This window comes from Faecalibacterium sp. HTF-F (assembly GCF_023347535.1).
Classification (GTDB): Bacteria; Bacillota; Clostridia; order Oscillospirales; family Ruminococcaceae; genus Faecalibacterium; species Faecalibacterium wellingii.
In genome coordinates this window covers 188632-214512 of the sequence record NZ_CP094473.1, presented here as the reverse complement: position 1 = coordinate 214512, position 25881 = coordinate 188632, and the positions used below count along the sequence as shown (strand labels likewise).

General features: G+C 50.6%; 26 protein-coding genes and 1 tRNA gene. 13 read left to right on the top strand and 14 right to left on the bottom strand.

All coding sequences use genetic code 11. From position 1 onward, the window contains the following. Positions 1-50: 50 nt before the first annotated feature. Both MTP37_RS01025 and MTP37_RS01020 read right to left on the bottom strand, forming a co-directional pair. Entirely contained in the window at positions 51-1598 is a 1548-nt protein-coding gene (locus MTP37_RS01025; protein ID WP_249237813.1) for a type I restriction-modification system subunit M, read from the bottom strand. 5 nt (positions 1599-1603) lie between these two features. Beyond that, positions 1604-2191 carry a restriction endonuclease subunit S gene (locus tag MTP37_RS01020; RefSeq protein ID WP_249237812.1) on the bottom strand — a complete coding sequence of 196 codons (588 nt, stop codon included), beginning with the start codon at positions 2189-2191 and terminating at the stop codon, positions 1604-1606. A 352-nt stretch (positions 2192-2543) separates the two neighbouring features. On the opposite strand from MTP37_RS01020, the gene MTP37_RS01015 reads away from it, so the two are divergent. The 6 genes from MTP37_RS01015 (at position 2544) to MTP37_RS13250 (ending at position 7520) form a co-directional block, all read left to right on the top strand. Further along, entirely contained in the window at positions 2544-3566 is a 1023-nt protein-coding gene (locus MTP37_RS01015) for a ParB N-terminal domain-containing protein (protein ID WP_249237811.1), read from the top strand. A gap of 5 nt (positions 3567-3571) precedes the next feature. Then, positions 3572-4078, top strand: a complete 507-nt coding sequence (locus MTP37_RS01010) for a replication initiator protein A (RefSeq protein WP_249237810.1) — start codon at positions 3572-3574, stop codon at positions 4076-4078. Then, the gene (locus MTP37_RS01005) at positions 4075-4911 is read left to right on the top strand and encodes an ATP-binding protein (RefSeq protein WP_249237809.1); all 837 of its coding nucleotides are present in this window, start codon (positions 4075-4077) and stop codon (positions 4909-4911) included. The genes MTP37_RS01010 and MTP37_RS01005 overlap by 4 nt, the downstream gene beginning before the upstream one ends. 40 nt (positions 4912-4951) lie before the next feature. Next, complete coding sequence (locus tag MTP37_RS01000; protein ID WP_215673784.1) at positions 4952-5242, top strand: helix-turn-helix domain-containing protein; 291 nt, start codon at positions 4952-4954, stop codon at positions 5240-5242. 15 nt (positions 5243-5257) lie between these two features. Beyond that, positions 5258-6643 carry a site-specific integrase gene (locus tag MTP37_RS00995; protein WP_249237808.1) on the top strand — a complete coding sequence of 462 codons (1386 nt, stop codon included), beginning with the start codon at positions 5258-5260 and terminating at the stop codon, positions 6641-6643. 418 nt (positions 6644-7061) lie between these two features. After that, positions 7062-7520 carry a hypothetical protein gene (locus MTP37_RS13250; protein WP_249237807.1) on the top strand — a complete coding sequence of 153 codons (459 nt, stop codon included), beginning with the start codon at positions 7062-7064 and terminating at the stop codon, positions 7518-7520. 980 nt (positions 7521-8500) lie between these two features. Here the strand turns inward: MTP37_RS13250 and MTP37_RS00985 are convergent. From MTP37_RS00985 to MTP37_RS00970, 4 genes are all read right to left on the bottom strand, one after another. After that, positions 8501-9550, bottom strand: coding sequence for a DEAD/DEAH box helicase family protein (locus MTP37_RS00985; protein ID WP_330221220.1), 1050 nt, complete (start codon positions 9548-9550; stop codon positions 8501-8503). A gap of 547 nt (positions 9551-10097) precedes the next feature. Beyond that, on the bottom strand, positions 10098-10664 hold the full coding sequence (locus MTP37_RS00980; protein WP_249237805.1) for a recombinase family protein: 567 nt from the start codon (positions 10662-10664) through the stop codon (positions 10098-10100). Between the two features lie 244 nt (positions 10665-10908). Continuing rightward, a complete protein-coding gene (locus tag MTP37_RS00975; RefSeq protein ID WP_249237804.1) occupies positions 10909-11829 on the bottom strand; it encodes an Ltp family lipoprotein in 921 nt (306 codons plus the stop codon). Positions 11830-11862: 33 nt separating this feature from the next. Continuing rightward, complete coding sequence (locus MTP37_RS00970; RefSeq protein ID WP_249237803.1) at positions 11863-12705, bottom strand: Ig-like domain-containing protein; 843 nt, start codon at positions 12703-12705, stop codon at positions 11863-11865. Positions 12706-12880: 175 nt separating this feature from the next. On the opposite strand from MTP37_RS00970, the gene MTP37_RS00965 reads away from it, so the two are divergent. Beyond that, on the top strand, positions 12881-13249 hold the full coding sequence (locus tag MTP37_RS00965; protein WP_242960041.1) for a helix-turn-helix transcriptional regulator: 369 nt from the start codon (positions 12881-12883) through the stop codon (positions 13247-13249). 100 nt (positions 13250-13349) lie between these two features. On the opposite strand, the gene MTP37_RS00960 is transcribed toward MTP37_RS00965, so the two are convergent. The 3 genes from MTP37_RS00960 to MTP37_RS00950 form a co-directional block, all read right to left on the bottom strand. Further along, complete coding sequence (locus MTP37_RS00960) at positions 13350-13856, bottom strand: hypothetical protein (RefSeq protein WP_249237802.1); 507 nt, start codon at positions 13854-13856, stop codon at positions 13350-13352. A gap of 5 nt (positions 13857-13861) precedes the next feature. Then, positions 13862-14800, bottom strand: coding sequence for a tyrosine-type recombinase/integrase (locus MTP37_RS00955; protein WP_249237801.1), 939 nt, complete (start codon positions 14798-14800; stop codon positions 13862-13864). Between the two features lie 113 nt (positions 14801-14913). Beyond that, positions 14914-14989, bottom strand: a tRNA-Lys gene (locus tag MTP37_RS00950). Positions 14990-15327: 338 nt separating this feature from the next. On the opposite strand from MTP37_RS00950, the gene MTP37_RS00945 reads away from it, so the two are divergent. Together MTP37_RS00945 and MTP37_RS00940 are read left to right on the top strand one after the other, a co-directional pair. After that, positions 15328-16551: a DUF3048 domain-containing protein gene (locus MTP37_RS00945; protein ID WP_249237800.1), complete on the top strand. Its 1224-nt coding sequence runs from the start codon at positions 15328-15330 to the stop codon at positions 16549-16551. A 12-nt stretch (positions 16552-16563) separates the two neighbouring features. After that, positions 16564-17655 (top strand): DUF3048 domain-containing protein, encoded by a 1092-nt coding sequence (locus tag MTP37_RS00940; protein WP_249237799.1) that lies wholly within the window; start codon positions 16564-16566, stop codon positions 17653-17655. An 82-nt stretch (positions 17656-17737) separates the two neighbouring features. On the opposite strand, the gene MTP37_RS00935 is transcribed toward MTP37_RS00940, so the two are convergent. Next, complete coding sequence (locus MTP37_RS00935) at positions 17738-18343, bottom strand: Tat pathway signal sequence (protein ID WP_249237798.1); 606 nt, start codon at positions 18341-18343, stop codon at positions 17738-17740. Positions 18344-18464: 121 nt separating this feature from the next. Continuing rightward, a complete protein-coding gene (locus MTP37_RS00930; RefSeq protein ID WP_249237797.1) occupies positions 18465-19139 on the bottom strand; it encodes a histidine phosphatase family protein in 675 nt (224 codons plus the stop codon). 340 nt (positions 19140-19479) lie between these two features. Here MTP37_RS00930 and MTP37_RS00925 point away from each other — a divergent pair, with 340 nt between their 5' ends. The 4 genes from MTP37_RS00925 (at position 19480) to MTP37_RS00910 (ending at position 22546) form a co-directional block, all read left to right on the top strand. Next, positions 19480-20175, top strand: a complete 696-nt coding sequence (locus tag MTP37_RS00925) for a helix-turn-helix domain-containing protein (RefSeq protein WP_249237796.1) — start codon at positions 19480-19482, stop codon at positions 20173-20175. A gap of 122 nt (positions 20176-20297) precedes the next feature. Beyond that, entirely contained in the window at positions 20298-20912 is a 615-nt protein-coding gene (locus MTP37_RS00920; protein ID WP_249237795.1) for a twin-arginine translocation signal domain-containing protein, read from the top strand. 164 nt (positions 20913-21076) lie between these two features. Continuing rightward, the gene (locus tag MTP37_RS00915; protein ID WP_249237794.1) at positions 21077-21676 is read left to right on the top strand and encodes a twin-arginine translocation signal domain-containing protein; all 600 of its coding nucleotides are present in this window, start codon (positions 21077-21079) and stop codon (positions 21674-21676) included. Positions 21677-21910: 234 nt separating this feature from the next. Further along, entirely contained in the window at positions 21911-22546 is a 636-nt protein-coding gene (locus tag MTP37_RS00910; RefSeq protein WP_249237793.1) for a phosphoribosyltransferase, read from the top strand. Positions 22547-22677: 131 nt separating this feature from the next. On the opposite strand, the gene MTP37_RS00905 is transcribed toward MTP37_RS00910, so the two are convergent. The 3 genes from MTP37_RS00905 to hisIE all read right to left on the bottom strand — a co-directional run bounded on the left by MTP37_RS00905 (position 22678) and on the right by hisIE (position 25779). Next, complete coding sequence (locus MTP37_RS00905) at positions 22678-24048, bottom strand: MATE family efflux transporter (protein ID WP_249237792.1); 1371 nt, start codon at positions 24046-24048, stop codon at positions 22678-22680. A 263-nt stretch (positions 24049-24311) separates the two neighbouring features. Further along, the gene (locus MTP37_RS00900) at positions 24312-25136 is read right to left on the bottom strand and encodes a histidinol-phosphatase HisJ family protein (RefSeq protein ID WP_249237791.1); all 825 of its coding nucleotides are present in this window, start codon (positions 25134-25136) and stop codon (positions 24312-24314) included. 7 nt (positions 25137-25143) lie between these two features. Next, positions 25144-25779, bottom strand: coding sequence for a bifunctional phosphoribosyl-AMP cyclohydrolase/phosphoribosyl-ATP diphosphatase HisIE (hisIE, locus tag MTP37_RS00895; protein ID WP_249237790.1), 636 nt, complete (start codon positions 25777-25779; stop codon positions 25144-25146). Positions 25780-25881 lie beyond the last annotated feature (102 nt).

The window sequence follows — 25881 nt, the reverse complement described above, 5'->3', positions numbered from 1 at the left end:
ATATTTCAGAATTTTTGCATCATAAATCGTGCATAGCCTCATTTAAACATTTAGAGCCCCAGCTCATCCAGATACTTTTTCATCTGCTCCTGTACCTGTGCCAGCTCAGCTTCGATATCCGCAATATTTTTCTTCACCGCCTGAATATCCACCGGAGCTTCCTCTTCAAAAGTATCCACATAGCGGGGAATGTTCAGATTGTAGTCGTTCTCCCGGATTTCATCCAGCGTCGCACGATAGCTGTACTTCGGCGTGGTTTCACGCTTTTTATAGGCATCCACAATTTTCTGGATGTCCGTGTCTCGCAGAAGGTTCTGGTTCTTGCCTTTCTCGAAGTTGCCCTCTGCGGAAGCGTCGATGAACAGAACATTATCGACACCGCGGCTAATGCGATCCTTGCGGAACACCAGAATGCAGGCCGGAATACCCGTGCCGTAAAACAGGTTGGCAGGCAGACCGATCACAGCATCCAGAAGGTTGTGTTCAACAATCTGGCGGCGAATTTTGCCCTCACTTGCGCCACGGAACAGTACACCGTGGGGCAGCACGACAGCCATTCGGCCATGACTGCGGTCAAGGCTGTTGAGCATATGCAGAACAAAAGCATAATCACCCTTGGAGGATGGTGGAACGCCCCAATCAAAGCGCCCCCATGGGTCCAGAGAAGCGTTCATTTTTTCCGGCTTTTTTCCCTTGGCATCCAGAACCGCATTGGAAAGGAAGCCGCTGTCCCATTTGTCCAAACTGAATGGCGGGTTTGCTACAATGCACTGGAACAACATCAGATTATCGTTTTCGATGTTCTGCGGATTGCTCAGGGTATCGCCCTGCCAGATGCGGGCATCGTCTACCTCGTGCAGGAACATATTCATCTTGCACAGAGCCCATGTCTGTGCGTTTAATTCCTGACCGTAAACTGCCACTTTTCCGTCCGGCACGCGCTTGCATGCCTTGAGCAGGAGACCACCGCTGCCGCAGGTCGGGTCATAGATACGGTCATTTTCCTGCGGATCTACCAATGCCGCTGCCAGTTCGGAGACCTTGCTCGGCGTAAAGAACTCGCCACCCTTCTTACCGGCATCCGAAGCAAAGTTGCCGATCATATATTCATAGGCGTCACCAATGATGTCGGAACCGTCCAGCGCAGAAGAACGCAGGTCAAGTCCGTGGAAGTCTTCCAGCAGGTTGCAGAGGGTCGCATTTTTTGCCTTGATGTCTGTACCAAAGTCCACATTGGAGTTGAAATCGATGGAGCGAAACACGTTCCGAAGCTTGCTGCTGTTATGATCTTCAATAGAAGCCAGTGCCGTGTTGATCTTCAGCCCGATTTCGGAATCATGGCGATTTTTATAAAGGTACCCAAACGTAGATGTATCATCCAGCTTAAAGCGCTCACGGCTCATGGCACGCTCGACACGGCGTTCATCACCGTCGTATTGCTCCCGGTATTGCTCTCGCTTTTCCTCCGAAACGTCGCTCAGATATTTTACGAACAGCATGGAAAGAATGTAGTCCTTATAACGGGAACTGTCAATTTTACCGCGAAAGCTGTCGCAGGCGTTCCAAAGAACGCGTTCGATTTCCGATTTTGTCGTCATAGTCGTTATCCTTTCCTCTGTGCGTGATTCATTTGTTCCAGCATCGCCTCATAGCAGCTTCGCTTTTCAACTTCCAACTTACGCAGAAGGCGTAGTTCCTGCTGTGCCAGCAAGCGAAGCGCTTCCATCTGGCGTTGTATTTCCGGCGATGGCAGCTGAAGCTCCAAGCGGCAAAAATACCTTGCGTTTACGGAGCTGATCATACTTTTGGTGGTATTTTGATAGATCTGCCTTTTTGCTTTCGGCGTGTTCAGATACCAATAAAGATATCCCGGCATAAGCTCTGTTCCCCGAATGCGAATTACCACAAAATTCGACGTGATCACCAAGTTGCGTGTGGTGTCGTCAATCAAAACTGCTGTGTAGGGGGCAGTCAAGCGCACTACAATGTCATTTGGTTGCGTCAGATAGTCCATGGACAATGGTTCTTTCGCAAAATACGGCTCCAATTCAGCAGGATCAATCTCACCTTCCGCTTTTACCGCCCGTAGACTAAGTTGGTGGTATCGTATCGCCTGCGGGGAGTCAGCTCTTGCCTGTTTTCGAGAAAGGACAAGTCCGCTACGGATATCTGCAATTTCTCCAAGATTCATTTCACACCTCAGTTGTCACGTGCAATAAAGAACAAAAGCTTTTGAAAAAGAAAGCCAGAGCGGATTTCACTCTGTCATTGGGCTAAGTATACTCTGCTTTGATTATCAATGTCAAGCGCTTTTTACAAATTCATTTGTCATAATTTAAAATAACATCATTTTGGACTTATCAAATTTCACCGTTTCCCTGATCTGACCCACATGACACTATAGCATCGTAGAATTGGCTCGGATTTTTTATTTTGCATCATTGTATACAACACATGGACTAAGGGGGTGGGTAACTTGGACTACGAGTCCATAAACTTTTGCTGCGGAAACCGGTACACTGTTGTCAAAGGAGGCGAACAATATGCTGAAACTAAGCAGTCTCAAAATAGACCCCGAGTTTTCCGCTCAAATTTTGCCGCTGAGTTTTGAGGAGCTCCAGCAGCTTGAGCAGAACATCATTGCCGAGGGTCGTCTTCTGAATCCCATCATCACATGGAATGGCTACATTCTGGATGGGCACACCCGCTACCGCATCCTGAAAAAGCACGGCTTTATCAAGTTTGAAGTGGAAGAAATCCAGCTTGCGAACAAGTATGAAGCGCTTGCATGGATCTGCAAAAATCAGCTTGGCCGCAGAAATCTCAGCCCGGAACGAAAGAAGTTTCTTCTGGGCAAAGAGTATGAATCAACCAAGCTGGCAGTGGGCGGGCAGCCCGGAAATTGCAATAAAGTAAATCGATGTGATCAAAATGATCACATCGATTCAGAAAAACGCACTTGCGAACGAATCGCCGTAGAACATGGTGTTGGGTCTGCGACGGTACGACGTGCCGAAAAGTACATGAACGGCGTGGAGGCTGCCGATGAAGCAGCACCCGCTGCCCGGGAGGAAATTCTAAACGGGAAAATCAAAGCTGCTGACCGTGAGATCTGCGCTATCGCTAAGGCTCCGAAGGAACAGCGGTCGAAAATCGTTGCAGAACTTCGCAAACCGAAAAGTAAACGGGATAAGCAGCTTGCTTCCTCTACAAAAAGCCCTTCCGTGAAGGTCGAATCTTTTGATGATGACGGAAGTCGATTTCTGATCGGCATTTCAAAAAAAGTACAAGGGCACAAAAGGGCACTGACCGAAAGTGATCAAAAAGCCCTGAAAAAATCTGTTGAAGCACCTGCGGATCATTCCATCCACATTGCTGCGATTGAAGGTGCTTATGACGCCTTTATCGAGAATTGGGAGCTCACGTTTCGAGAGTATCCGGATCTCCTGACGACCTCGGAAAACTGGAAGCGAATTGAAAAATGTGCCGACAGTCTGCAGCGCTATCTGGACTTTATCCGCACGAAGCGCCAGAAAATGCTGGAATCGCAGCGACAGGGAGAGTGATTGGCTTGTTTGATGATTTGACCGTTTGTACTCCGCTACCCCGGTATCTGCCATTTCCAAAGTTTTTGCTGGACGCCCAATTAAACCATACAGCAAAGCTGCTGTACGCACTTCTGCTCGACCGGGCAACACTTTCCCGAAAAAACAACTGGACCGATGAACAGGGCCGGATTTATGTGGTCTATCCGATTCCAAAGCTGGCACAAACCCTTGGGTGCAGCTTCTCCAGTATAACGCGTTCTCTTACAGAACTAACGAATGCCGGCCTTATTGAGCGGACTCGCAGCGGTTTTTCAAAGCCCAGCAGAATTTTTCTCAAAACTCCGCATACAGCGCAAAAATGCACTGCCACTCTGCGCATTTCTGGCTCATCAGACTGTGCAGAAATGACCAATATGATTGTGCAAAAATGCCCACCTAACTACCTGAATAAGAACAAACTGAGTTTTAACCACCATACAAAACAAAGAAATGTTCCACTGTATGAATTTCGGGAAGGAGAAAGCTTATGACAACCGGAAAGACCGTTTTAGAACCGGTCATTCCCGCAGTTTCCAAATCGAATGGGGACTATTATGGCAAAGATGGCCTGCTTCATTGTGGAAAGCGTCATACGCCAAAAGAAGCGTTCTTTGCAAATAACCTTGTCCTGATGGGAAAGAACAGGCATCCCGTAGATTGCCGGTGTCGTAAGATGGAGCGAGAGCAACAGGAAGTCGCTATTCGTCAGCAAACGCACAGCGAACTTGTCCGACGGTTGAAAGCAGGAGGCTTCTCGGATACGGCAATGCTCGACTGGAACTTTGAAAACGACGATGGTCGTGCCCCTCAAATGCATTACGCACACCGCTATGTGGAGCGATGGCAGATCATGCGTGCAGAGAACCTAGGCCTGCTCCTCTGGGGCGGTGTGGGCACCGGCAAGAGTTTCCTTGCCGGGTGCATTGCAAACGCTCTAATGGAACAGGAAGTGCCTGTGCGTATGACGAACTTTGCCTGCATCATGAATGAGCTGAACAACAGCTTTTCCGGGCGGAATGCAATTGTAGACAAGCTTTGCCGCTATCCACTGCTCATCATTGACGATTTCGGGATGGAACGTGGTACAGAGTATGCGCTGGAACAGGTCTACAACATCGTGGACAGCAGATACCGCAGCCAAAAACCGCTGATCGTCACCACCAACCTGCCGCTGAACGAGATACGGCATCCACAGGATACTGCTCACGCCCGCATTTATGACCGCATTCTGGAAATGTGCGTTCCAATTTCCTGCATCGGGGCAAGTCTTCGCAAAGAGAACGCACAGAAAAAGTTGGAATCCATGAAATCGTTGATCGGCTGATTCACGAAACGAATATGCACCTGACAAAAGGAGGACAGCAATGACCGAAACTGTGAAATCTTTGGATTATACGAAAAATATCTTGCAGACCATTCCGAATAACGATACAATGGAAGTGGTCACTCAAACCAATGCCGTCAAGTCTCCGACTGACAGCCTGAAAGCCACAACACTGGTGTACACGGTAGAGGAGATCGCACAGATGCTGTCCATCAGCCTGCGCTCTGCTTACAACCTGTGCAACAGCACCACCGAATTCCGTGTTCTGCGGGTAGGCGGAAGCATCCGCATCCCGAAAGACAGTTTCGATGCGTGGCTCCGGGCAGCTTGAAAAAGGAGATAACGTATGGCATATATCACAAAACGTGGCAGCTCCTATGGTGTCCGCTATACTTACCAAGACGAGCAGGGTAAAAACTGCAACAAATGGGAAAGTTTTTCCACGAAAGAGGAGGCAATAAACCGCAAAAAACAAATCGAACATGAACTGGCAAACGGAACGTTTCTGATTCCGTCCACCATCACCGTCAAAGAGTTTTTGATGGAGTGGCTTCCCAAACAGTGTAACAAGCACAAGTGGGCACCGCAGACCTATCAATCCAATCTGGGAACGGTCCAGAACCTCATTATTCCGTACATCGGCGATATGCAGATGCAAAAGCTCAAGCCCTACCATCTGGAGAACCTGTATGCTACTCTTGGCAAAACGCCCTGCGGCCAGTATTATGAGGGCAAAAAGCAGGTGCTTTCGGAAAAACAGCAGCAGCGGTTTCTCTCCGGCACGACCATCCACGAGGTACACCGCCTGCTGCGGACAGCGTTCCAATATGCGGTGGAGTGGGGTATCCTCATCAAAAGCCCCGTTCCGGTGGACAGCCCTAAAAAGTCGATTCAGGAGCGTGCCATCTGGGATGCGGACGAGATGTGGGCCGCACTTGCCAGCATGGAGGATCCGATTCTGCATCTGGCTGTCCATCTTACGCTGGTGGGCGCGCTGCGAGAGGGCGAAGTCGCTGGCCTGACTCCGGAAGATCTTGATTTTGATGGAGCAGACGGTACAGGCACTTTCCGCATCAACAAGTGTATGCAGCGTGTCCAGAAGGCATCGCTGGCAAAAACAGGCAAGGACTGCATCCTGCAGGAATTTGAGGATAAGCGTGAGGGCAGCACCACAACGCTAGTGCTCAAAAAGACCAAAACAGCATCTTCCAACCGAACCATTTTCATGACAGCCGTGTTGAAAGAGGAATTGAAGCACTGGCTAAAGCGTCTGGAAATGGACGAAGCTGTTGACCCGGAACGCTATCGCAACAGCGGGATGCTGCTGCGCCTGCCCAACGGTTTGGCGGTAGAGCCGATCCTCATCCGCAAGAAGTTCATCAAGTGGCAGGACGAGCACCCGGAGTTCACTCGCATCGTGTTTCACGGCCTGCGGCATTCCAGTGCCACCTACCAACTGATGATCTCCGGCGGCGATGTGAAAGCGGTACAGGGCACAACGGGCCATGCCAGCGCTAATCTTCTGGTCAACACCTATGCACACATCCAGCAGGATTCCCGCAAAAAGCTGGGCAAAAAGTTCGAGGAAGGCTTCTACAAGCCGGGAGCAACACTTGTGCAGGCTGCCCCGGTTGAAGCAGAACCGACTATCTCCGTGTCGGCACTGTTGGAGCTTCTGAAGGACGCAGACCCTGCCGTAAAAGCGCAGCTTCGCCTGGCTCTGCTGACCTGAATTGCAAAAAATAGCACGAATTGCAGAGTAATTCACAGACTTACTCCATCTGACACGAAAAATGCGGACCGTGCAAAAACCGTGCAGAGACCGTGCAAATGGCGTATAAAAAGAAAATCCCACGAGGAATCTTGCGATTCTTCGTGGGATTTTGGTGCGCTCGAGGGAACTCGAATCCCTGGCCCTCTGATTAAAAGTCGCGAAATACCGACTGAGCTACGAGTTCTCTTGTTTTAGAACGATAATACGTTTTATAATTTTTAGGACATCTGATTTTTCGGTATCTTGTACCTGTGATTTCGATATATAAATTATAACTTCATATCGTCAAAAAGTCAACATTCAAAGCCGTGTCTTTATGCTGGATTTCGGTTTATGAAAACAGGTTCTAGCAAGCCCTATAAGCGTTCTTCTGTTTGTGCGTCCGCTTTTGTATCTAAAAAGAGAAAAGCTGTCAGAACGTCTATTAGAACAGCCACCCAGCCTTTTCTATTATTCCTGTCATACCAACTTAAAATATATCTTTTGTTTGTCTACTCTTTCTACTTGCCCGGCGGGGTCTTTATGTATCCTGTTAGATGCTGCAACCCTGCCCCGCCGGGCAGGAGTTCTGTGTGTAAATCTAAAAGAAAAGCCTATCGGGTTTTATTTCGATAGACTTGAATTTTTAGATAAACTGCCAGTGATAACCGCCAGCGGTATGTCGCCGCCCATTACAGACAGCACTTATATTGCCAGAGTCAGCCCCGGTTTTTTGCGCTGCATCCGTAATGCTTGGATAACTGTCAACGACATTTCCAGCCGCATCCAACTAGACAACCGCCTTTGCGCCAATTCCTTTGAGCGCTTCACTAATATGCTGTCGCTGTGCATCTGACATTTGACGGCCTCTGTTCGCCGCTGAAATCCGCTCATTGTGATGGCCGTAGTTACAGTTTTCTTTTGGGGTACACGGTTTCAGATTTGAAAAAGAATTATTCGCCGGGTTTTCGTCAAGATGATTTATCTGCATCCCGGCTTCTATCCAATTATATATTCTTTCTTCCTGCGGTGCAAATGTATTCCAGATTGTGTGACTAAGGCTTTTTCGATGCATCTCACCTCCGTATCTTAAATTGATACCGAAATAGCCATTACCATTATCATGGTTTTTCATACAGCTGTGTCGATGAATCGAATAGGAATCGCCCTAATCACTAACAAGATAATTTGCACCTGTATCATACCCATCTGTTTGTTCAGAGGGTATCTACTGCCATGTAACCGTTTTTCCATTCCGTTCTTCTATAACAATAGTATTAGGCGGAATTTCTTTAAACCTCTTGAGTTCATCAAGACAGTTGAAAACATTCTACATAAGATGTCCTCCTTAATAAAAATCTATTTATTTTGATAGCCACATTGCAATTTGGCTACATCTTGCTTGTAATCTAATACAAAAAACATTTCTTCAAAACCTTATCACCTTCTTTTTATCTGCCCGCAGAGGTAGCCCGTAAAGCGAACGCAAACGGGCAGACCTGTGAATCCTGTGCAGTTTTTCTACGTCACCTTTAATATTAAGGGTGACGTAGATTTTTTGCATCTTTATTTTGGCTCAATCGTCCAATAGACTTTTCTGTTGTCGATTCCGCTTTTCAAGGTGAAATCGACATTACTTTCCATCAGACATTGATAAAGCAGCTTAAACGAACTTTTTATATGTCCGTCTTGTCTTAGATTAATTTTTTCAATCAATTCGTTTCTATCATCCTTAAAATACTTTCTTCCAACATTTTGAGAAAGATAATAATTCAACTTATAATCTTTTGAAACTCGTTCATACGGAATAATGGGTAATTTTAAAGATTCTCTGACCTACTGAACAAGTGACGTTTTCTTATTCAGAATATCTCTGTAAAATGCACAGTCACTTAATGTTTTGTAGTATGCAGGTTTTACTAGATGGTGTGAATTGTCGAACATCAGAGGAATATATTCAGTTCTGTTGATTTTCCAGAACCCTTGCTCATAACCTGATGCTCTTGCATTCAGATATTGTTGAACAATCACTAAGTCTCTCTTCAAATCTTTGTATCGCCCTGCAATACTGAAAACACTATTAAGGAAATACAAAGTTATTGTATCATCTGGACTTTGAACGCGCTTACGCCCCAAACATTGCATGAACTCTACCATATCGGTTTGTTCTATTATAATGTGTTTAATAGCTTTGTCCTTCAGGTTTACACCATTGTCCAGAACTTTAGTGGTAAATAGCATTTGACAGCTGAAGCACTCGTTCTGCGTTATCTGCCGAAATGCTAGACTTTCGTCTTTGTTCCCGCTGTTCAGATATTCACTATCCGGGTACTCGCGATGCAATGTTCGTAGACGCTTTTTATTATCCCCGAACATGACCACCTTTTCACCCAGAGGAACTTCATTCAAAATTTTGTTGACAGAATCCGGTGTAGTATAACAATATACCGTCTTAATATAACTGTAATCTGCTGATACATGGTAGGTCTTTTTTATCTTGCCGACAAAATACTTTTTCAGTAAGCCCGCTGTTGCAGACATCAAGACGATAACTTTAGATTCCTGAAGCTGTTCCACCATATCCAGCATGATTTCTGTGTTGCGGTTAAACAGCGCATCTTGGAATAGGTAGTGTGCTTCATCTATAATAATGTAATCAAAATTTCTTTCGACCCATTCTATTGCTTTCCTGCCATGATTGAAGTCGTACTCCAATTTTTGGCAAATCATGCACGTTGCGTCTGTACCCTGTGTTTGCCGTCTTTGTTGTTCCAGCAATGCTCTTCGATTAGAGAACAGTATCATCCGCTTGCCACCCGCATGGACATACGGATAAAGCACATTCATGACGAAGCTGCTCTTACCGCTACCGCACGGTGCATCTATAAGGTAGATGCCCGCTGTCCAGCTTTGGTAATCCGAGATTCTAAGATAGCTCTACTGTCGATTAGTCATATAACGACCCCTTTCGTTCTGATATTGTGTGCCTTTACTGTGCCGTAGGCAACTCAACGGCGCTCAGACTGCATATTCAGTCTTTCGTGCATAATTATACTCCACTTCTCCGGGCTTGTCAAGGGAAAATTTGTGAAATTTTTATGAACAGAATTGGCATTATATCACGATATTAAGCCACTATTTCATATCAAGATATGAGATTAAGCTATATCTTGATATGAATCGCTCATATTTGAATATCCTGCATTTTTCTTTATTTATGAATATTTATTCACATCGGTGCCATATCGCATATCGTTTGGATTTTTCTGTGTTATGAACACAAACCGGGTAAAAATTAAATCGGTCACGATTTTTTCTCTGAATACAGATTGAACGGCTGCACTGCTATTTTAACAAAAATTCGTTCCGGATTTGTTTTTAGGTGGGGGAGTGTGTTTCCGACAAAAAAGCACCCCTTGCGGGGTGCGTGGTATTATGCCAGTCCTCTGTCCTTCAGCATCTTATCCAGTGTCGGGCGGCTGATTCTCAATTCTGCTGCAAGCTGGGTCTTGTTCAGTTCTCGATGCTGGTAACGGTCATACGCTGCACAGAAGGTCTTATCGTCAATGCGCTTGACCTGACCGCCTTTGAACTTGCCCGCTGCTTTGGCGATTGCAATTCCCTCCCGCTGACGTTCTAGCAGATTCTCACGTTCAAACTCGTTGATGGCTGCAATCATCGTCAGCATTAGCTTTCCCGTGGGGGTACTGGTATCAAGATTCTCCTTATTAGATACTAGATGCACATTCTTGGCTTGTAGCTGCTCCACGATGGCAAGGAGGTCTTTGGTACTGCGGGCAAGGCGGCTGAAGTCGTGGATATAGACTGTATCGCCTTCACGAATATAGTCAAGCATGGCTTCCAGTTGCGGGCGGTTCATGTTCTTGCCACTGACCTTTTCCGTGAACCACTTGTCAATGCCGTGCTTCTTGAGGGCTTCAATCTGCCGCGCCTCGTTCTGTTCAGCGGTGGAAACTCGTACATAAGCAACGTGTGCCATACTGCAAGCCTGTCCTTTCATCCTGTGATTATCTCCACCCTTATTGTATCTCAATGTAAAAGCGAAGTCAATAACTTTATTTACATTTCGCAAAACAAATCTAAAATAAAGTCTATTTTTACAATAATAGCGGCTTTTGGGATGTAATAGGCAAGTATACTCTGTTTTGACAAAATTCACATCTAAATAAGAAAAGACCGCAAACGGCTTTTGTTCCGTCTGCGGTCTTGTGCTTAGATTGCTCTTAGGTTAGATTCTTCATAGCGTAGTCTATCGCGTCTTTTTCATAGCCTTCATATTCAAGCTGCTTGCGAACCTGCGATTTGGACAAATCCATGTCGTGATAATAACGTTCTGCCCTTGAAAGTGCATTTTTACTTTCTTGCGGTATTTCATCCGTTTTACTCGATGCAGAACTAGAACCATGCTTAGACGCACTCGTGCTAGGAACATACCCTTTATAAATTACGTCTTTATTCTTATACACACTTTTTGAAGATGTGTACACCTTATAGCAATCATCTCCTGAGTAGATATTTCCCAACGATACACGTTCCTTACATACTTTTATCTTGGAACCAACAGAATTTTCCATTTCTTGATAAGTTTGTAGCATTTTACTTGGTTTAAGTTCTCCCCAGTTTGAACAAGTCACATCAGCATAATACCAGTGCGTCCGTCCGTCATCACTTATTCTTCTTAAATCAACTGTCACGTCACTTAACCCACAAGCTTCTACTATGCTGGTAATCGAATTTGCAGCATTACGAACTTGTATTTGCCTGTTAATATACCATCCCAGACAGCTACCTAGAAAAATTACAACCGCTGCCGTCATAAAAATAGTTTTCTTGGTTATTGAGTTCTTGAAACGCCTTACTTGTTTGTTGACGTTCCTTTTGATGTCTACTTTAGAAATAACTCCCATTTCTGAAAGGGCTGCTTTTAATGCAGTCTCATCTTTCCCGTCTACCAAATAAACGCACTGCTCTTTCACACCACTTTCTGCTGTGGTGATTATTAACGCCGCATTCCCGCCCTTTCGTGTCACCTTTATATTCTTGATAGCTGTGTAAAAAATAAACTTCCCAGTCCCATCAATAATGCCGTCTGCAATAAAGGTAAAGTCTGGTGAACCGCCCGTTCCTGTAAAGTGGTACTCCATTATGATTTCCTCTTATATTATAGGGACAGATTATCAGTAGCCCAGTTTTTCATGCACCGCCTGTGTTACAAGGTCTGCATTCATATTACCCTTTGTTTCTTTGTAGTTATCCATCTCCAGGAAATAATTCAAATTTGCATCAAACATATAAGTAGTTACGGTGTTGCCACCAAAGCCATTTTGAGCCGCTACATCTAAAGTGTAATTTCCATCGAACAGCTTATAAATAGCGTTAAATCGAACTGAAGCAGGATTCTTAAAATTACTCATAATCGGCAGAATATCGTTCACAAATTCCTTTTCATCTTTTGTCAACTGTTCATAAGCACTTTTGGGGACAACCTCAACCGCGCACTGGGCTGTCACCCCGTTATCTGTGGTTGCAATAATGGTAGTCTTTCCTTCAGACTGAGCTATCAGTTTTACTTCATCTACATTACGCACTTTTACGATAGTTTCATCTGCCGATGTCCATGTGATGCCGTAGTCGCTTGCATTCTGCGGGAGCAAGGTATATTTCACTGCAACGGTGTCACCATCTGTCACTTCGATAGTATCCGACGAGAAAATAATCTGTTCAATCGGGACAATCGACACATTAAACGTATATTCCCCAACTGATTTTCCGTTCTCTTTGATTGCAACTTTAGCTTTGCCGGGTGCTTTAGCAGTCACTGTGCCATCATCCGCAACCTCGACAATTTCAGCGTCTGCGCTTTCCCACGTCATATTTTCTTTGCCTTCTAATTTTTCATCTTCAATTTTGTATGTTTCGCCGTAGTTAATCTCCACACTTTTTGTGATTTTTCCGCACCCTGCAAGCAGTCCGGCACAAAGCACGATTGTTCCAATGGCTAAAAAAGCACGCTGTTTCATTTTCCTGTGATTCCTTTCTCATTTGAATTTCTCGCCAACACCGGGTTCCTGTGATAGCAGAACGTCCGTATTCCAATTGTACGCTTTGCCTTCCCGATTGTCAACAAAACTATGCACTTTTGGATAATTTATTATCATCTTGTGTATAGTAAAGTAATTGCAGGGAGGCGAGAACATGATTTCGGACAACATCAAACGTCTAAGGGAGAACGCTGGGCTTTCACAGTCCGCCCTTGCCCGAAAACTAGGAGTCACACGAGCCAGCGTCAACGCTTGGGAAATGGAACTCTCTGCACCAACGGCACAATACCTTGTAGCCCTTGCACAGCTATTTCATACGACAACCGATGATATTTTAGGCCTTGAATCAGAAGAACAGATTGTTCTCCGGGACATGAACGAGCAGGAGAAGCGGCTGGTTTACGACTTGGTTTCTTACATTGCAGCCCGAAAAGAAACGGTGGACTTTTCTGGTAAATCTAGCAAAAATAGTCCATCTGAAAAGAATCACAGCACAAAAGGCTCTGCTGTCAAGAAAATTTGATATCAAGATATGAAAAAAGGCTGCTGCACTGGCATTTAACCGTGTGCAGCAGCCTTCTATTCATTTTTATATTGTAGCTGCCCCGCCGGGCAGCTATGTTTCACTGGTAAGAAAAGACACTCAACAGCTCTTTTTCCTTTAGTGTGCTGATAGGAATAACCCTCATTCCCTTTTGGCATCTGTCAGTATAAGAGTAGAACTTCACAAACTTAAAGCAGTTTTCCAACGAATCATTGTTTTCTTTCAGCTTGCGAAAATGCACCATGTACAAGTTCTTATCAGCAGGACTTACAAAAATCAAGAAGTCGCATTGTGAATAATGATAGTAGCCCTCTCGTGTTTCCGTCTGTCCTGTTTCCTTATCTTTTAGATAGAACACATCTTCAAAGGCAATGTTCTGTGTTTCGGCTAACCGGGTATCTAGCTTGACTTCAATTTTGCTTGTGCGTCCGTCTTTCTGCACAATAAAATCAACGTCATTTTGGTAATTATCCTGTTCTTCGCTCACATCCTGCACAGTATAGCCCCGGCCTGTCAGATAGTCCTTTACAATCCGTTCAGCCTGTTTTCCTTCCTTGTTCTTTAGTACAAAGTAACTGCTGTGCATCTGGCTTACCTCCGCTTTGCTGTCTTTGTAATAGCAGTACGCCGCTTTTTCTGCAATCCATCCAGTGCAGCGTGGCTATCAAATCCTTCTCGCAGGTCGTTTGAATACAGGTTAGCATAATGCTGCGTCATGGTCAAGGTGCTGTGTCCTAACACCTTTTGCAGCTTGAACACATTACCGCCAGACATACACCAGTTTTTTACAAAGGAGTGCCGCAACAGGTGAACACTGGTCTTTTCAACGCCACGGCTGCGATTGTAGCGGGCTTGACTGTGTTTCAGTGCATTTGTGGATAATGGCTCATCATAAAAAGAAGGGAACAGATACGCTGTTTCGTCTGCATCCTGCCGCCAAAGGGAAATGTACTTCTTCAAACAGCTTGCCAGTGCTTCCGACATGGGCAGCAGTTGAACGTGTTTATTCTTTAGATGTCGAAATGTAATCGTTCGGTCATCAAAAGATATATCCTGCATCTGCATTTCACAGACCGTTGCTTCTCGTGCTGCTGTTCCCAAAATAAAGTTGATGATAGCCCAACTGCGCCAGATAACAAAGCTGTCCTCACGTTTCGGCGGCTGAATCAGCGCACAAAGTTCTCCCTGCGTGTAAACGTCCTTGATGGTTTCTTGTGCCTTTACCATCTTGATTTTGAACGGTGCTATTTCGTCCTGCTCCATGCACCAGTAAAGGAACACTTTCACCGAACGGATATAGTGGTTGACGCTGTTTGCGGTCATTCCGCTATCCGTCAAGTGGATAACATACCGTTTGAATCCTGCTTCATTCACGGCTAACTGTTCATCTGACAGGAACTTCAAAAACCGTGTAATATCATACCGATAGCCGTTCAACGTGGCTTCTGCTGTGCCAGAATACTTCTTATCGTCCAAAAAATCTTGCTTTAGATTATCAAACCGGACTGCATTCTTCTGAATCTTCTTCATTTTTGTACCTCTGACCTCTGCATTTTTTGAAAAAATCACAGGTACAAGTCCAAAATGTCCATATAAAACAAAAAAGACGACAAACCGTTTCTTTCAACGATTTATCGTCCTTTTGGTGCGCTCGAGGGAACTCGAATCCCTGGCCCTCTGATTAAAAGTCAGATGCTCTACCGGCTGAGCTACGAGCGCATATTTCTGCAGTGAACATACTGCCGAATAATATTACCACAACTTGCGCAAAAATGCAAGGGTTCCCGGACAAAAAGGCGCAAAAAGCTCCTGCATCGGTGTGGGCTTCCGCTTTCCATCCGCACAGCAGGTCGAAGATGCTCCGGTGTCGGCAGAGGGCGGGGGCTTCATACCGATAACTTCCTCTTTACAAACGCAGGCAGAACCGTTACAATCAAATCAAATCCGTCTGCTGCACGCCGTGTTTTCTGCCCGGCAGTGCTGCACCCGTCCGCCTTTTCCGGCACCGGCGTCCTGCCGGGCCACACCGATACTGTTTTGAGCAGGAGGTTTTTCGTATGAAGCTCACTCGTCGTGCCGTTCTCCGTCTTACCGGTACTGCCGCTGCAGCGCTGGCGCTTTCCGGCTGCAGCGCTTCTGGCAGCGCCATTCTGGGCAGTAATTTCTCTGCCTGGCTCCAGCAGACTTTCGGTGTCAGCTCTTCCGGCGCCGCCTCTTCTGCTGCATCCTCGGAGGCTATAGCTGCTTCCCCGCTGCCGACAGGCGAGCAGCCCGCTGCCAGCCTTGCCGCACTGCCGGCGTACGATGCCGACCCGCTGACTGGCGAAGCCAAGCGCAGCAATGGGCGCATCGTGGGCGTGATGGTCAACAACATTTCCAACACCACCCGGCAGAACGCCCGCCCGCAGCGCGGCCTTTCTTCTGCCGACCTGCTCATTGAATGCAAGGTGGAGGGCGGCATCACCCGCTTCTGCGCGGTGTTCCACGATGCCGATTCCATCCCGGAGATCGGCCCGCTGCGCTCTGGCCGCGACCAGTTTCTGCAGTTGCTGATGCCCTATCAGGCCCTGTACTATCACGATGGCGAAAGTGCCGCCTGCACCAAGTTCATCAGTGTATACAACTACTCCGGCCTGAACATCGGCGGCAAGAGCTACTTTAATACTCCCACCCATCCGCATGTGGCTCACCGCGACAGCCGCGGCCGGGATGTGGCCTATGAACACACTGAGTTCACCTCCGGCAAGGAGATCCGGCAGGCCGCTTCCAACGCCGGCATCGGGCTGAAGTACGATTACGACGCCACCTTCTTCCGCTTTGCGGACTACCGCACCGGCGAGGAGAATGCCATGGCGGGTGCTTCCTCCGGCAAGGCGGTCAGCATCACCCACTCGGACCACTACAAGACCAGCTTCCGCTATGATCCGCAGTCCCGCACCTATAAAATGCAGATGTACAGCCGCATCTCCGGCAAATTTGAAAACACCGTGGACGAGCTGAATGCAAAGCAGCTGAGCTTTGACAATCTGCTGGTCTGCTTTGCGCCCATCGAGCGCTATCCCGGTGACTCCGGCGATGTGCAGCAGGTGAGCTACATCTCCGGCGGCGACGCTTACTGCTTCAGCCGCGGCGGCGTGCAGCATGGCCGCTGGGAGAAGGCTTCGCCGGAGCACCCGCTGCGGGTCTACGATAAGACCGGCGCTGAGATGCTCTTCAACCGCGGCAAGACCTATCTTGCCATCGTGGACGATGACGAGTGGTCCAATTTCAGCTATCAGTAACGAGGAAACAGCATGAAACGCATCTGGAATCTGGCCCTTGGCACTGCGGTGCTGTGCGCTGCGCTGCTGTGCGGGTGCACCTTTAACGGCAGCACCGCACCGGCCGGCTCTGCGCCTGCTGACCCTCTGACCGGGCAGGAGCTGCAGTATCCCGGCGAGCGGGTCGCCGCCGTCGTCATCGACAATGCGCCCGCCAGCACCACCCAGTGGGGCATTGGCAGCGCTTCGGTGGTGCTGGAGGCCCTGACCGTAAACGGCCGGCCCACCAGCCTGTGTCTGGCCTATCCGTCGGTGTCGGCCATGCCCACCGTCGGCCCGGTCACGCTGGGGCAGGACCTTTACTGGCGGCTGCTCAGCGGACAGGAGGTGCTGCCCATCCAGCGGGGCGCAGGCCAGTTTACCCGCAACTATCTGGACTACTATAACCTCCGGGCCGTAGATGCGCTGGAAGTGGGCCGCAACGCCTTTTCCTGCGATGATGTCTGGAGCGGCGCGCCGCTGTGGCACACCAGCGGCGAGGAGATTACTTCCGTGCTGGGCCGTCTGAACCTTTCCGGCGCATTGGGCGACCACGGCAGCAGCGCTTCCTCCTCGGCCAGCACCGCCGAGGACAGCTCTGCCATTTCCGCTCTGCCCGCCCTGCTGCCGCAGGCCAAAGAGCCCCGCCTGCCGGAGCCCGGTTCCCGGGACGCCGAACAGGTGCTGATAAACTTTGCCCCGCAGAGCACCACCGGCTTTGCCTACGATGCTGCCAGCAGCAGCTATGGGATGCTCCGCGCCGACGGCAGCGCCCAGCTGGACACCAACACCGGCACGCAGGCCCGGTTCGATAATCTTCTGGTTCTCTACTCCGCATCCAGCCTGCGGGACGACGGCCTTACGCTGGACTATGACCTTTCCTTTGGCGGCGGTGTATGGCTGAACGGCGGGCGGCTGTGGCACATCACATGGACGCAGGGGACCGATTCCACTTTTGTCTTCTACGATGCAGACGGCAGGCCGCTGTCCATCTGCGCCGGCCGCAGCTACATCGCAATGGTGTCCAGCGTGACCGGGCAGGAGCTGACCGTGCTGGACTCTGCCGGGCAGAATGCGCTGAACTGACAGAACAAAAAAGACCATCTGAGGCATTTTGAATGCTTCTCAGATGGTCTTTTTGTATTTTGAGTACGCCTGAGAGGAGCCTTTACAGATCCACCACGCTGCCCACCTCGGCAGGGGAAGCAGGCACCATGCCCAGAACGGCCTTGTCGGTGCTGCGGTGGACGGTGAAGGCCACACTGCGGCCTGCCGCAAAGTCCGGGTGGTAGGTCAGTTCCAGCGTCTGCCAGCTCTCCGGCACAGCGCAGAAGCAGTGCAGCAGCGCGCCGCGGCCCGCCGTCAGGTTCAGGGTGAACACCGAAGCGTCCGCCGCGTTCTCGCCATAGAGCGGCGCGGCAAAACTGCCGCAGCGCACCGGCTTGCCGTCACATACGGCGGTGACGCCGGTGCCCATGCTGTACAGGTCGCTGAGGGTGCGCACCTCGCGGCTCTGCAGATAGCTTGCGCCCACCGGCAGGGCAGCGGCAGAGAGGTTTTCCACCGAGAGATACACCAGCACATTGCCCATTTCCTGCGCAGGGGCATAGCCCAGCAGCTCCACGGCCGCCTTGCCGTCCAGCAGGGCAGGCTCGCCCGCAAGATGCGGCTGCTGCGCCGCAGCAGATACACCGGTGAGCAGCGCTGCCGCAAGGCTGACTGCACCGGAACCGGCACATTTCAGGAATGACCGGCGGGAAATGGACTGGGACATGGAACTTCCTCCTAAAGCAATCGTTTCCTTATACAATAAAGGATTGTGCTGTTTCTGTCAAGGGATAGGCCAAAACTGTAACTGTTTCCTTACCCGCACTTTCAACTGTAAAAGCGGCTTGTTATTCAAAGGCCTCGTTTTCCTCGGCTTCGGCCTGACCGCGCAGGGTGTCGGCATAGCCAAAGGGCACGATGTCGATGGCTTCCACCAGACGGTCCCGCATCCACAGCTGCACATCGGTCTGCACGGTGTAGCCGCAGCCGGGGTCTGCCATCCACTGCTCCGGGTGGCGGGTGGGCACGGCGCGCTGGCTGAGCATGCTCATAATGACGCCGCCGTGGGTCACGCAGGCGGCCTCGGTCACGTCCATGCGGATCATATACTCGAACAGCTTCATCAGGCTCTCGGCGCAGCGGGCGTGGAACTGGTCGGTGGGCTCTGCCCCTTCCGGCAGATAGTTGGAACCCGGCGTGATCCACTTTTTAAAGTCCTCGTCGTGCACCAGCTCCTTGACAGGCTTGTTCTCAAACTTGCCAAAACCGGCCTCCCGCAGGTCGTGGACCGTAAAGGTGTGCTTTGCATCCGGGAACAGGATGTTTGCCGTCTCCACTGCACGCAGCAGGGGAGAGGAGAACACGGTATCCACCTGCGGATACTCGAACCGCTCCTTCAGCTCCGCCAGCTGAGCGCGGCCCTCATCACACAGAGGGATGTCCGTGCCGCTGCCGATGTACAGGCCCTGCAGGTTGCCGGCAGTCATGCCGTGGCGGATGAGGTGAAGCTTGAAAGTTTTCATGGGTAGTGCCTCTCTTTATCACTGTGCGGCCTGCGCGAAAACAGGCTGCCGGTGCCGCTGCGGAGAAAAAATCTGGCAGAAAATCATCCCGTCTGCCAGATTTTTCACCCTTTGGCGGTGGCAGCCGCTTTGCGCACGCCACAAAATGTATGCGTTAATACCTTTAGTTTAACATAGATATGGTATCCAGAGCAAGCCTTTTGACAAAAATGACGAAAATCAACGAAAAATATCGTCACTTTTCTTGCTTTACAAAAGGTTTTCCGTTGTGTATAATCAACCTGCTGTAAACAAAAAACAAGGATGTTCCATTCCACCGAACTTTGAGGAGCCAAAAATCATGGAATTCAACCGTATCATCAAGCTGCTGCGCAAGGAGCGCGGCATCACCCAGAAGCAGGCCGCCGAGGATCTGGGCGTTTCGCAGGCTTTGCTTTCCCACTACGAAAAAGGCATCCGCGAATGCGGTCTGGATTTTGTGGTGCGTGTGGCTGATTATTATAATGTCTCCTGCGATTATCTTCTGGGCCGCAGTGCAGAGCGCAACGGCATGATGCTCTCCGCAGAGGACATCCCGAACCCGGATAAGATGAAGGATAATATCTACCACGGCAGCGTGCTGCCCACCATGAACAAAAAGCTGATCTCCAACAGCCTGAATGTGCTGTACGCCAAGATCGGCCAGTGCCACAGCAAGGCCCTGACCACCGAGGTGAGCACCTATCTGATGATGGCCGTGGCAAAGATGTTCCGCCTGCTGTACTCGGCAGAGCCCCACAACGCCGCCAGCCTGTTCAGCATCGAGCCCATCCGCTGGCGCGGCTGCTCCGACGCCGTGATGCGCATGTCCGAGGCCAACGTGGAAGCCCTGCTGACCGGGCAGGATGTGAACGGCGGCGAGGGCGTCAAGGACCCGGCCTGCCTTTCCATGACCACCGAAAGCCTGACCCGGGAGTTCCCGCTTTATACGCCCAGCCTGTTAAATCTGGTCAAAACCAGCGAGACGCATGTGAAGGGCCTTTCTCACGAAGGGTGATATTCCTGTGAAAAAGCTGTAAATTCAGCCCCGAAACCCTTGCATCTTGCGGGCAGAAAGGGTATAAACAAATTAGAATATTCTGGAATACGTTTTTTCCGATCGATAAGGAGGATCTCTTTATGTCGAATCCCATTTCCCGCCGTACGTTCCTCAAGTGCACCGGCGCATCCGCTGTTGCTCTGGGTGCAGCAGGCCTGCTGGGCGGCTGCCAGCAGAGTGGCGGTGACACCATCGTGGATGTCAAGGTCGGCGATAAGGTCAGCAACTGGAATGGCCTTGGCGTGATGCTGACCAGCCTGTTCCGCATCGATACCGCTCCCGCACAGGAGGGTTATGAATATATCGCCGTGCTGGTCACTGTGGTCAACCGCACCAAGAACCAGACCTTCAACATCGGCGCACAGAATCTGGCCGAGATCAACGCCGCTTACCCTGTGCCCCCGCAGGAGAACGTGGACGCCAACTTCCACGCACTGGCTGCTGCTTCCACCGACTTTGCCGCTTCCTGCGACGGTCAGGGTGTGGAGTGCGGTGCCAACATCTCGCTGTACAACTCCAACTCCCAGACCTTCTCCGAGTCCACCAACCTGCCCCCGCAGGGCAGCGGCTATCTGCAGCTGATGCTGATGGTCCCCAAGGGCTGGCAGAACCTGCAGATCACCTACATGCCCACCTTTGTGGCGGATAAGACCATCACCTTCAACATGACCGCCGCCGACATGACCCGCGCCTGAGAGAACGGTTTTCCGGGACGAAATTTCGTCCGGAATGTACGTTGCTGCTCAAATTTTCATACTTTTATTTTGCCAAAAGCATTGACTTTTGCCCCGTTTTCGCCTATTTTATAGGTAACGCCGCAAGGCTTTATTATGATCTTTTATTCAAAGGAGGAATTATTATGTCTTATACATTCTCCCGCCGTGATTTTATGAAGTACTCTGCTGTTGCAGCAGTTGCCGTTGCCGGCTCCAGCATGTTCACCGGATGTGGCAGCTTCTCCAACCCCAACCGCCCCTACGGCACCTATAAAGGTGAGGACTGCAAGCTGACCTTCGGCGGCAAGTCCGGCGGCATTTTGGGCTTTGGCGGCACAGAGGATCACCAGATCCTGAAGACTGGTGCCACGTATGACTCTAACACTCAAACTCTGATTCTGCCTTTTGAACACTATGCTGTTTCTCAGGGTTGCTCCTGCAAGAACTATTCTTATCAGATTGATGTGACCACCACTGACGGTATTAAGAGCTATACGGACGGCTCTGACTTTGGTGATACTACTACCCCTGCCAAGGTTCATATCACCGATAATGGCGGTGCAGCAGGCATGAAGGTGGAAACACCGTACAATCCCTTTATCACCGTCACGGGTATTGATTTCACCGGTGCAACGAAGGTGGAAGTCCGTTACTTCCCCCGCCACAACGCTCTGGGCGCGCAGAACGATACCTACAGCGATGTCTACGCAACCTGGGATATCAGCTGCCTCTTTGGCCTGTAATTTTTCTCGGCAGTGTTATGGCCCGCACCCGCAAGGTGCGGGCCTTTTTGTATCCCAGTTTTTGGAAGTTATGCTGTAAAACAGCCAAGGCTTTTTAGTTGTTTTGTGCCTTGTGCACAGGGCCTTTTTTCGGTACAATAGGGATATAAAAACGTGAAAGAGCATCGCAGGGATGCGGTGCTTTTTGCATTTGAGGGGCGACCCGAAGAACCTGAAAAAAGGAGTGCTGTTTCGATGATCAACATGGTAAAGCTTCCCACCAAGAAAAGCGACTTGTTCCTGCGCGTGGCAAAGGGCCACTTTGCTACCAGCCACAGCCATATCAACTACTACATCGACGTCACTACCCAGAAGTCCCGTCTTTCCGAGGCCAGAGCCGTGGCAAAGGAGCTGGTTTCCGCCTACCAGCACAGTACCATCGTGGATACCGTGCTCTGTCTGGACGGCACGCAGGTCATCGGCACCTGCCTTGCCAACGAGCTGACCAAGGACGGCTTTGCCAACATGAACGCCCACCAGACCATCTATGTCATCACACCGGAGTACACCACCGGCAGCCAGATCATTCTGCGCGACAATCTGGCCCCCATGGTCAAGGGCAAGCATGTGCTCATTCTGGCCGCTTCCCTCACCACCGGCTACACCGTGCAGGCCGCTGTGGAAGCCGTGAACTACTACGGCGGCATGGTGGCGGGCCTTTCTGCCATCTTCGCCACCACCCACGAGTGCATGGGCTATGAGGTCACCTCGATCTTCGACCCCTCCAGCCTGCCGGACTACGCCAGCTTCGACAGCCGCGACTGCCCCATGTGCAAGGCCGGCCAGCACATCGATGCGCTGGTGAACAGCTTTGGCTATTCGGCGCTGTAACCCCTCTCAGTCTGCTCACTTTGTTCGCATCCAGCTCCCCCGAAAGGGGGAGCTTTCTTTGTGCTTCCCGTAAAATGCAAAAAGCTCTCCCTTTCGGGAGAGCTGGCATCGCGCAGCGATGACTGAGAGGGTTATTTTTTCGGGAACACAAAGGGCTCGTGCAGATACACCAGCACCAGATACAGCGCCATGAAGCACCAGATGATGGGCTCGCACAGAATGACCGCATTGTACTGGAATTTCGGGATGAACACCAGCACAAAGATCACCTTGCCCACCAGCTCGATCACGCTGGAGAACAGCGGCAGGACCTTCTGGCCAAGGCTCTGCAGCGCGTAGCGGGTGCACAGCAGCACCCCCAGCACCGCATAGAACGGTGCGTTCCACAGCAGGTACCGCGCACCGTTTTCCAGCACGATGGGCTCCGTGGAGCCGGAGATGAGCCGCACCATCCATTCCGCGCCAAACTTCATCAGGAAGACCGCCGCGATCGTCACCACCACGGAATACAGATACATCTGCCGCATTCCCCTGCGCACACGGTCGGGCTGGTTTGCGCCGCGGTTCTGGGAGACGAAGGTAGAGCCTGCATTCGCCATGGAGATCAGCGGCATATCCGTAAAGGCGAACAGCTTACGGGCGGCGGTGTGGCCTGCGATGGTCAGGGTGCCCAGACCGTTGATGCCGTACTGCAGCACCACAGAGCCCGCCGAGACGATGCTGCTCATCAGGCCCATGGAAATGCTCTGGCTGAACAGCTCCCAATAGAGGTGGGAGCCCACGGCAAGGTGCTTTTTCTCCGGGATGAGGATGCGCACCTTTGCCAGCACATATAGGATGCACAGCACCACCGAAATGCCCTGTGCAATGACCGTTGCTACCGCTGCGCCCCGCACGCCCATGCCAACACCCGCAATGAACCACAGATCCAGCCCCACGTTCAGCGCCGAGCTGATGAGCAGGAACACCAGCGGCATCACGCTGTTGCCGATGGCGCGCAGCAGACCGGCGCACAGGTTGTACAGGAACATGACGATCACGCCAAGATCAATGACGATGATGTAGCTGTAGGCTTCTTCCAGGATCTCTGCCGGGGTGTCCAGCAGCTGCAGCAGGGGACGCAGCCCGAAAAAGCCCGCCGCCGTGATGACCAGCGATGCGATCAGCCCAATGACGATGGAGCCGGTCACGGTGCGCTTGAGCAGGTCTTCGTCCTGTGCGCCGTAGGAGCGCGCCGCAACGATGGCAAGGCCGTTGCCGATGCCGATGCCAAAACCCACCAGAAGCTCGTAGATGGAGCCGCAGGAGCCAATGGCGGCAAGGGCCGTGTCGCCCAGCACATTGCCCACGATCATGGTATCCACCGTGTTGTAGAGCTGCTGGAACAGATTGGAAACCAGAATGGGCAGCATGAAGAGCAGCAGGCTTTTAAAAATAGGCCCGTGCATCAGGTCCACATTCATGTTCCATAAACTTTTCTTTTGGGGCTGCGCGTGGGTCATAGGGTTCCTCCAAAATTATAACTTTTAAGATATCTGTACACAAAACAAAACATCTGCAATCCCTTCCCGATTTATAAAAAACAGGAAAAGGCATTGCAGATGATCGATCTTTTTGCGGGCTCGCCCTCTCAGTCTCGCATTCGCTCGACAGCTCTCCCAAAGGGAGAGCCTTTGGCATGACGGTAAAGTTTCTGGTTTTGCCAATGCCTCCCTCTCAGAGGGAGGTGTCACCGAAGGTGACGGAAGGAGTCCGTGCCATAAAATTACAGCTCCTGCGTCTCAAAACCGTTACCAGTGAGCACCTGCACACTGGTAAAACCTGCTGCCTTGATGGCGGCGGCAGCTTCGTCAAAGCCGAAGGTCAGGCTGTTAATGTCGTGAGAGTCCGAGGTGATGATGACCTTGCCGCCCATCTTCTGCCACTCGCCCAGCAGCCACGGGCCGGGGTAGAAGTCCTTGCGGTAGCCGCGGTACACACTGCCGGTGTTCACTTCCAGCAGGCAGTCGTTCGCCTTTGCGGCCTGCAGGGCCTTGAGGGCAGCGGCCTTGTAGCGGGGCGACTCTTCGTCGAAGAACTCGCCGTTGGCATTCAGCTTCTTGATCAGGTCGATGTGGGCCAGAATATCCGGCTTGAGGGCAGCCACCTTTTCCACCTCGGCAAAGTAGGCTTCCACTGCGGCCAGCGGATCTGCGTCAAAGTCGTCGTTGATGCAGTCCCACAGGTCCTGCGGACGGAAGTCGATCTCATAATACTTGCCGGTGTTCTTGCCGTACAGGTGGTGTGCGCTGCCGATCCAGTAATCGTAGCCGGTGCGCTTGTCCTCGCTCAGGATGTCCCACTCGATGCCGCACAGGATATCCACCTTGCCCCTGTATTCGGCCTTGAGCTTTGCGATGGTGGCCTTGTACTGGGCGGTACGGCTGGGGCTCATGCAGTATTCGCGGTCGCGCTGGGTGTAGCTATGGCCGGTGAAGCCCAGCGTGGTCAAGCCCTGCGCACATGCAGCACTTGCCATATCCTGTAAGGTATTTTTGCCATCGCACATGGTGGAGTGGCAATGGACACTGGACTTCTTATAATCTGCCATAGATAATTCACTGCATCCTTTCCTGTTTGACCTTGTGGTCAATGACGTGACGTTTTTCCAGTTCACGGGTCACATCCTCCACCGTGATGCCGGCGCTGACCATCAGCACCAGAACATGGTAGGCAAGATCGCTGATCTCGTAAACGGTTTCTTCCTTATCCTCTTTTTCGCCCGCAATAATGACCTCGGTGCACTCTTCGCCCACCTTTTTCAGGATCTTCTCCTTGCCCTTCTCAAACAGGTAGGTGGTATAGCTGCCCTCCTGCGGATCGGTCTTGCGGCCCTTGATGAGCTCGTACAGGCCCTGCCAGCTGAACTGCTTCAGCTCCGGCGAGACGTATACTTCGTTGAAGAAGCAGCTCTCGGCGCCAGTGTGGCAGGCAGGGCCGGATTTGACCACTTCCACCACCAGAGCATCTGCGTCGCAGTCGGCGGTGATGGACACCACCCGCTGCACATTGCCGCTGGTCTCGCCCTTGCGCCAGATCTCCTGACGGCTGCGGCTCCAGAACACAGTGCGGCCCTCGGCGATGGTGAGTGCCAGCGTCTCGGCGTTCATGTATGCGAGGGTGAGCACCTCTTTGGTGTAGTGGTCCTGCACGATGGCAGGGATCAGGCCCTTTTCATCAAATTTCAGATTCATAACGGTTCTCCCTCCCCGGATGGGGATATTACTAGTTTAGCGTATTCGGTGCGCAAACGCAAGAGTTTGCGGGTTGTTTTTGCGGAAATCCAGTTTCGCGTT

What these genes read in the sequence shown, in the direction of transcription:
- MTP37_RS01020 (WP_249237812.1), bottom strand. Translation starts at nt 2,191, where the DNA reads ATGAATCTTGGAGAAATTGCAGATATCCGTAGCGGACTTGTCCTTTCT.
- MTP37_RS00910 (WP_249237793.1), top strand. Translation starts at nt 21,911, where the DNA reads ATGATCAACATGGTAAAGCTTCCCACCAAGAAAAGCGACTTGTTCCTG.
- MTP37_RS00960 (WP_249237802.1), bottom strand. Translation starts at nt 13,856, where the DNA reads ATGCACAGCAGTTACTTTGTACTAAAGAACAAGGAAGGAAAACAGGCT.
- hisIE (WP_249237790.1), bottom strand. Translation starts at nt 25,779, where the DNA reads ATGAATCTGAAATTTGATGAAAAGGGCCTGATCCCTGCCATCGTGCAG.
- MTP37_RS00965 (WP_242960041.1), top strand. Translation starts at nt 12,881, where the DNA reads ATGATTTCGGACAACATCAAACGTCTAAGGGAGAACGCTGGGCTTTCA.
- MTP37_RS00995 (WP_249237808.1), top strand. Translation starts at nt 5,258, where the DNA reads ATGGCATATATCACAAAACGTGGCAGCTCCTATGGTGTCCGCTATACT.
- MTP37_RS01000 (WP_215673784.1), top strand. Translation starts at nt 4,952, where the DNA reads ATGACCGAAACTGTGAAATCTTTGGATTATACGAAAAATATCTTGCAG.
- MTP37_RS00970 (WP_249237803.1), bottom strand. Translation starts at nt 12,705, where the DNA reads ATGAAACAGCGTGCTTTTTTAGCCATTGGAACAATCGTGCTTTGTGCC.
- MTP37_RS00935 (WP_249237798.1), bottom strand. Translation starts at nt 18,343, where the DNA reads ATGTCCCAGTCCATTTCCCGCCGGTCATTCCTGAAATGTGCCGGTTCC.
- MTP37_RS01025 (WP_249237813.1), bottom strand. Translation starts at nt 1,598, where the DNA reads ATGACGACAAAATCGGAAATCGAACGCGTTCTTTGGAACGCCTGCGAC.
- MTP37_RS00945 (WP_249237800.1), top strand. Translation starts at nt 15,328, where the DNA reads ATGAAGCTCACTCGTCGTGCCGTTCTCCGTCTTACCGGTACTGCCGCT.
- MTP37_RS00920 (WP_249237795.1), top strand. Translation starts at nt 20,298, where the DNA reads ATGTCGAATCCCATTTCCCGCCGTACGTTCCTCAAGTGCACCGGCGCA.
- MTP37_RS00955 (WP_249237801.1), bottom strand. Translation starts at nt 14,800, where the DNA reads ATGAAGAAGATTCAGAAGAATGCAGTCCGGTTTGATAATCTAAAGCAA.
- MTP37_RS00930 (WP_249237797.1), bottom strand. Translation starts at nt 19,139, where the DNA reads ATGAAAACTTTCAAGCTTCACCTCATCCGCCACGGCATGACTGCCGGC.
- MTP37_RS00915 (WP_249237794.1), top strand. Translation starts at nt 21,077, where the DNA reads ATGTCTTATACATTCTCCCGCCGTGATTTTATGAAGTACTCTGCTGTT.
- MTP37_RS01005 (WP_249237809.1), top strand. Translation starts at nt 4,075, where the DNA reads ATGACAACCGGAAAGACCGTTTTAGAACCGGTCATTCCCGCAGTTTCC.
- MTP37_RS01015 (WP_249237811.1), top strand. Translation starts at nt 2,544, where the DNA reads ATGCTGAAACTAAGCAGTCTCAAAATAGACCCCGAGTTTTCCGCTCAA.
- MTP37_RS00975 (WP_249237804.1), bottom strand. Translation starts at nt 11,829, where the DNA reads ATGGAGTACCACTTTACAGGAACGGGCGGTTCACCAGACTTTACCTTT.
- MTP37_RS00940 (WP_249237799.1), top strand. Translation starts at nt 16,564, where the DNA reads ATGAAACGCATCTGGAATCTGGCCCTTGGCACTGCGGTGCTGTGCGCT.
- MTP37_RS00905 (WP_249237792.1), bottom strand. Translation starts at nt 24,048, where the DNA reads ATGACCCACGCGCAGCCCCAAAAGAAAAGTTTATGGAACATGAATGTG.
- MTP37_RS00925 (WP_249237796.1), top strand. Translation starts at nt 19,480, where the DNA reads ATGGAATTCAACCGTATCATCAAGCTGCTGCGCAAGGAGCGCGGCATC.
- MTP37_RS00980 (WP_249237805.1), bottom strand. Translation starts at nt 10,664, where the DNA reads ATGGCACACGTTGCTTATGTACGAGTTTCCACCGCTGAACAGAACGAG.
- MTP37_RS00900 (WP_249237791.1), bottom strand. Translation starts at nt 25,136, where the DNA reads ATGGCAGATTATAAGAAGTCCAGTGTCCATTGCCACTCCACCATGTGC.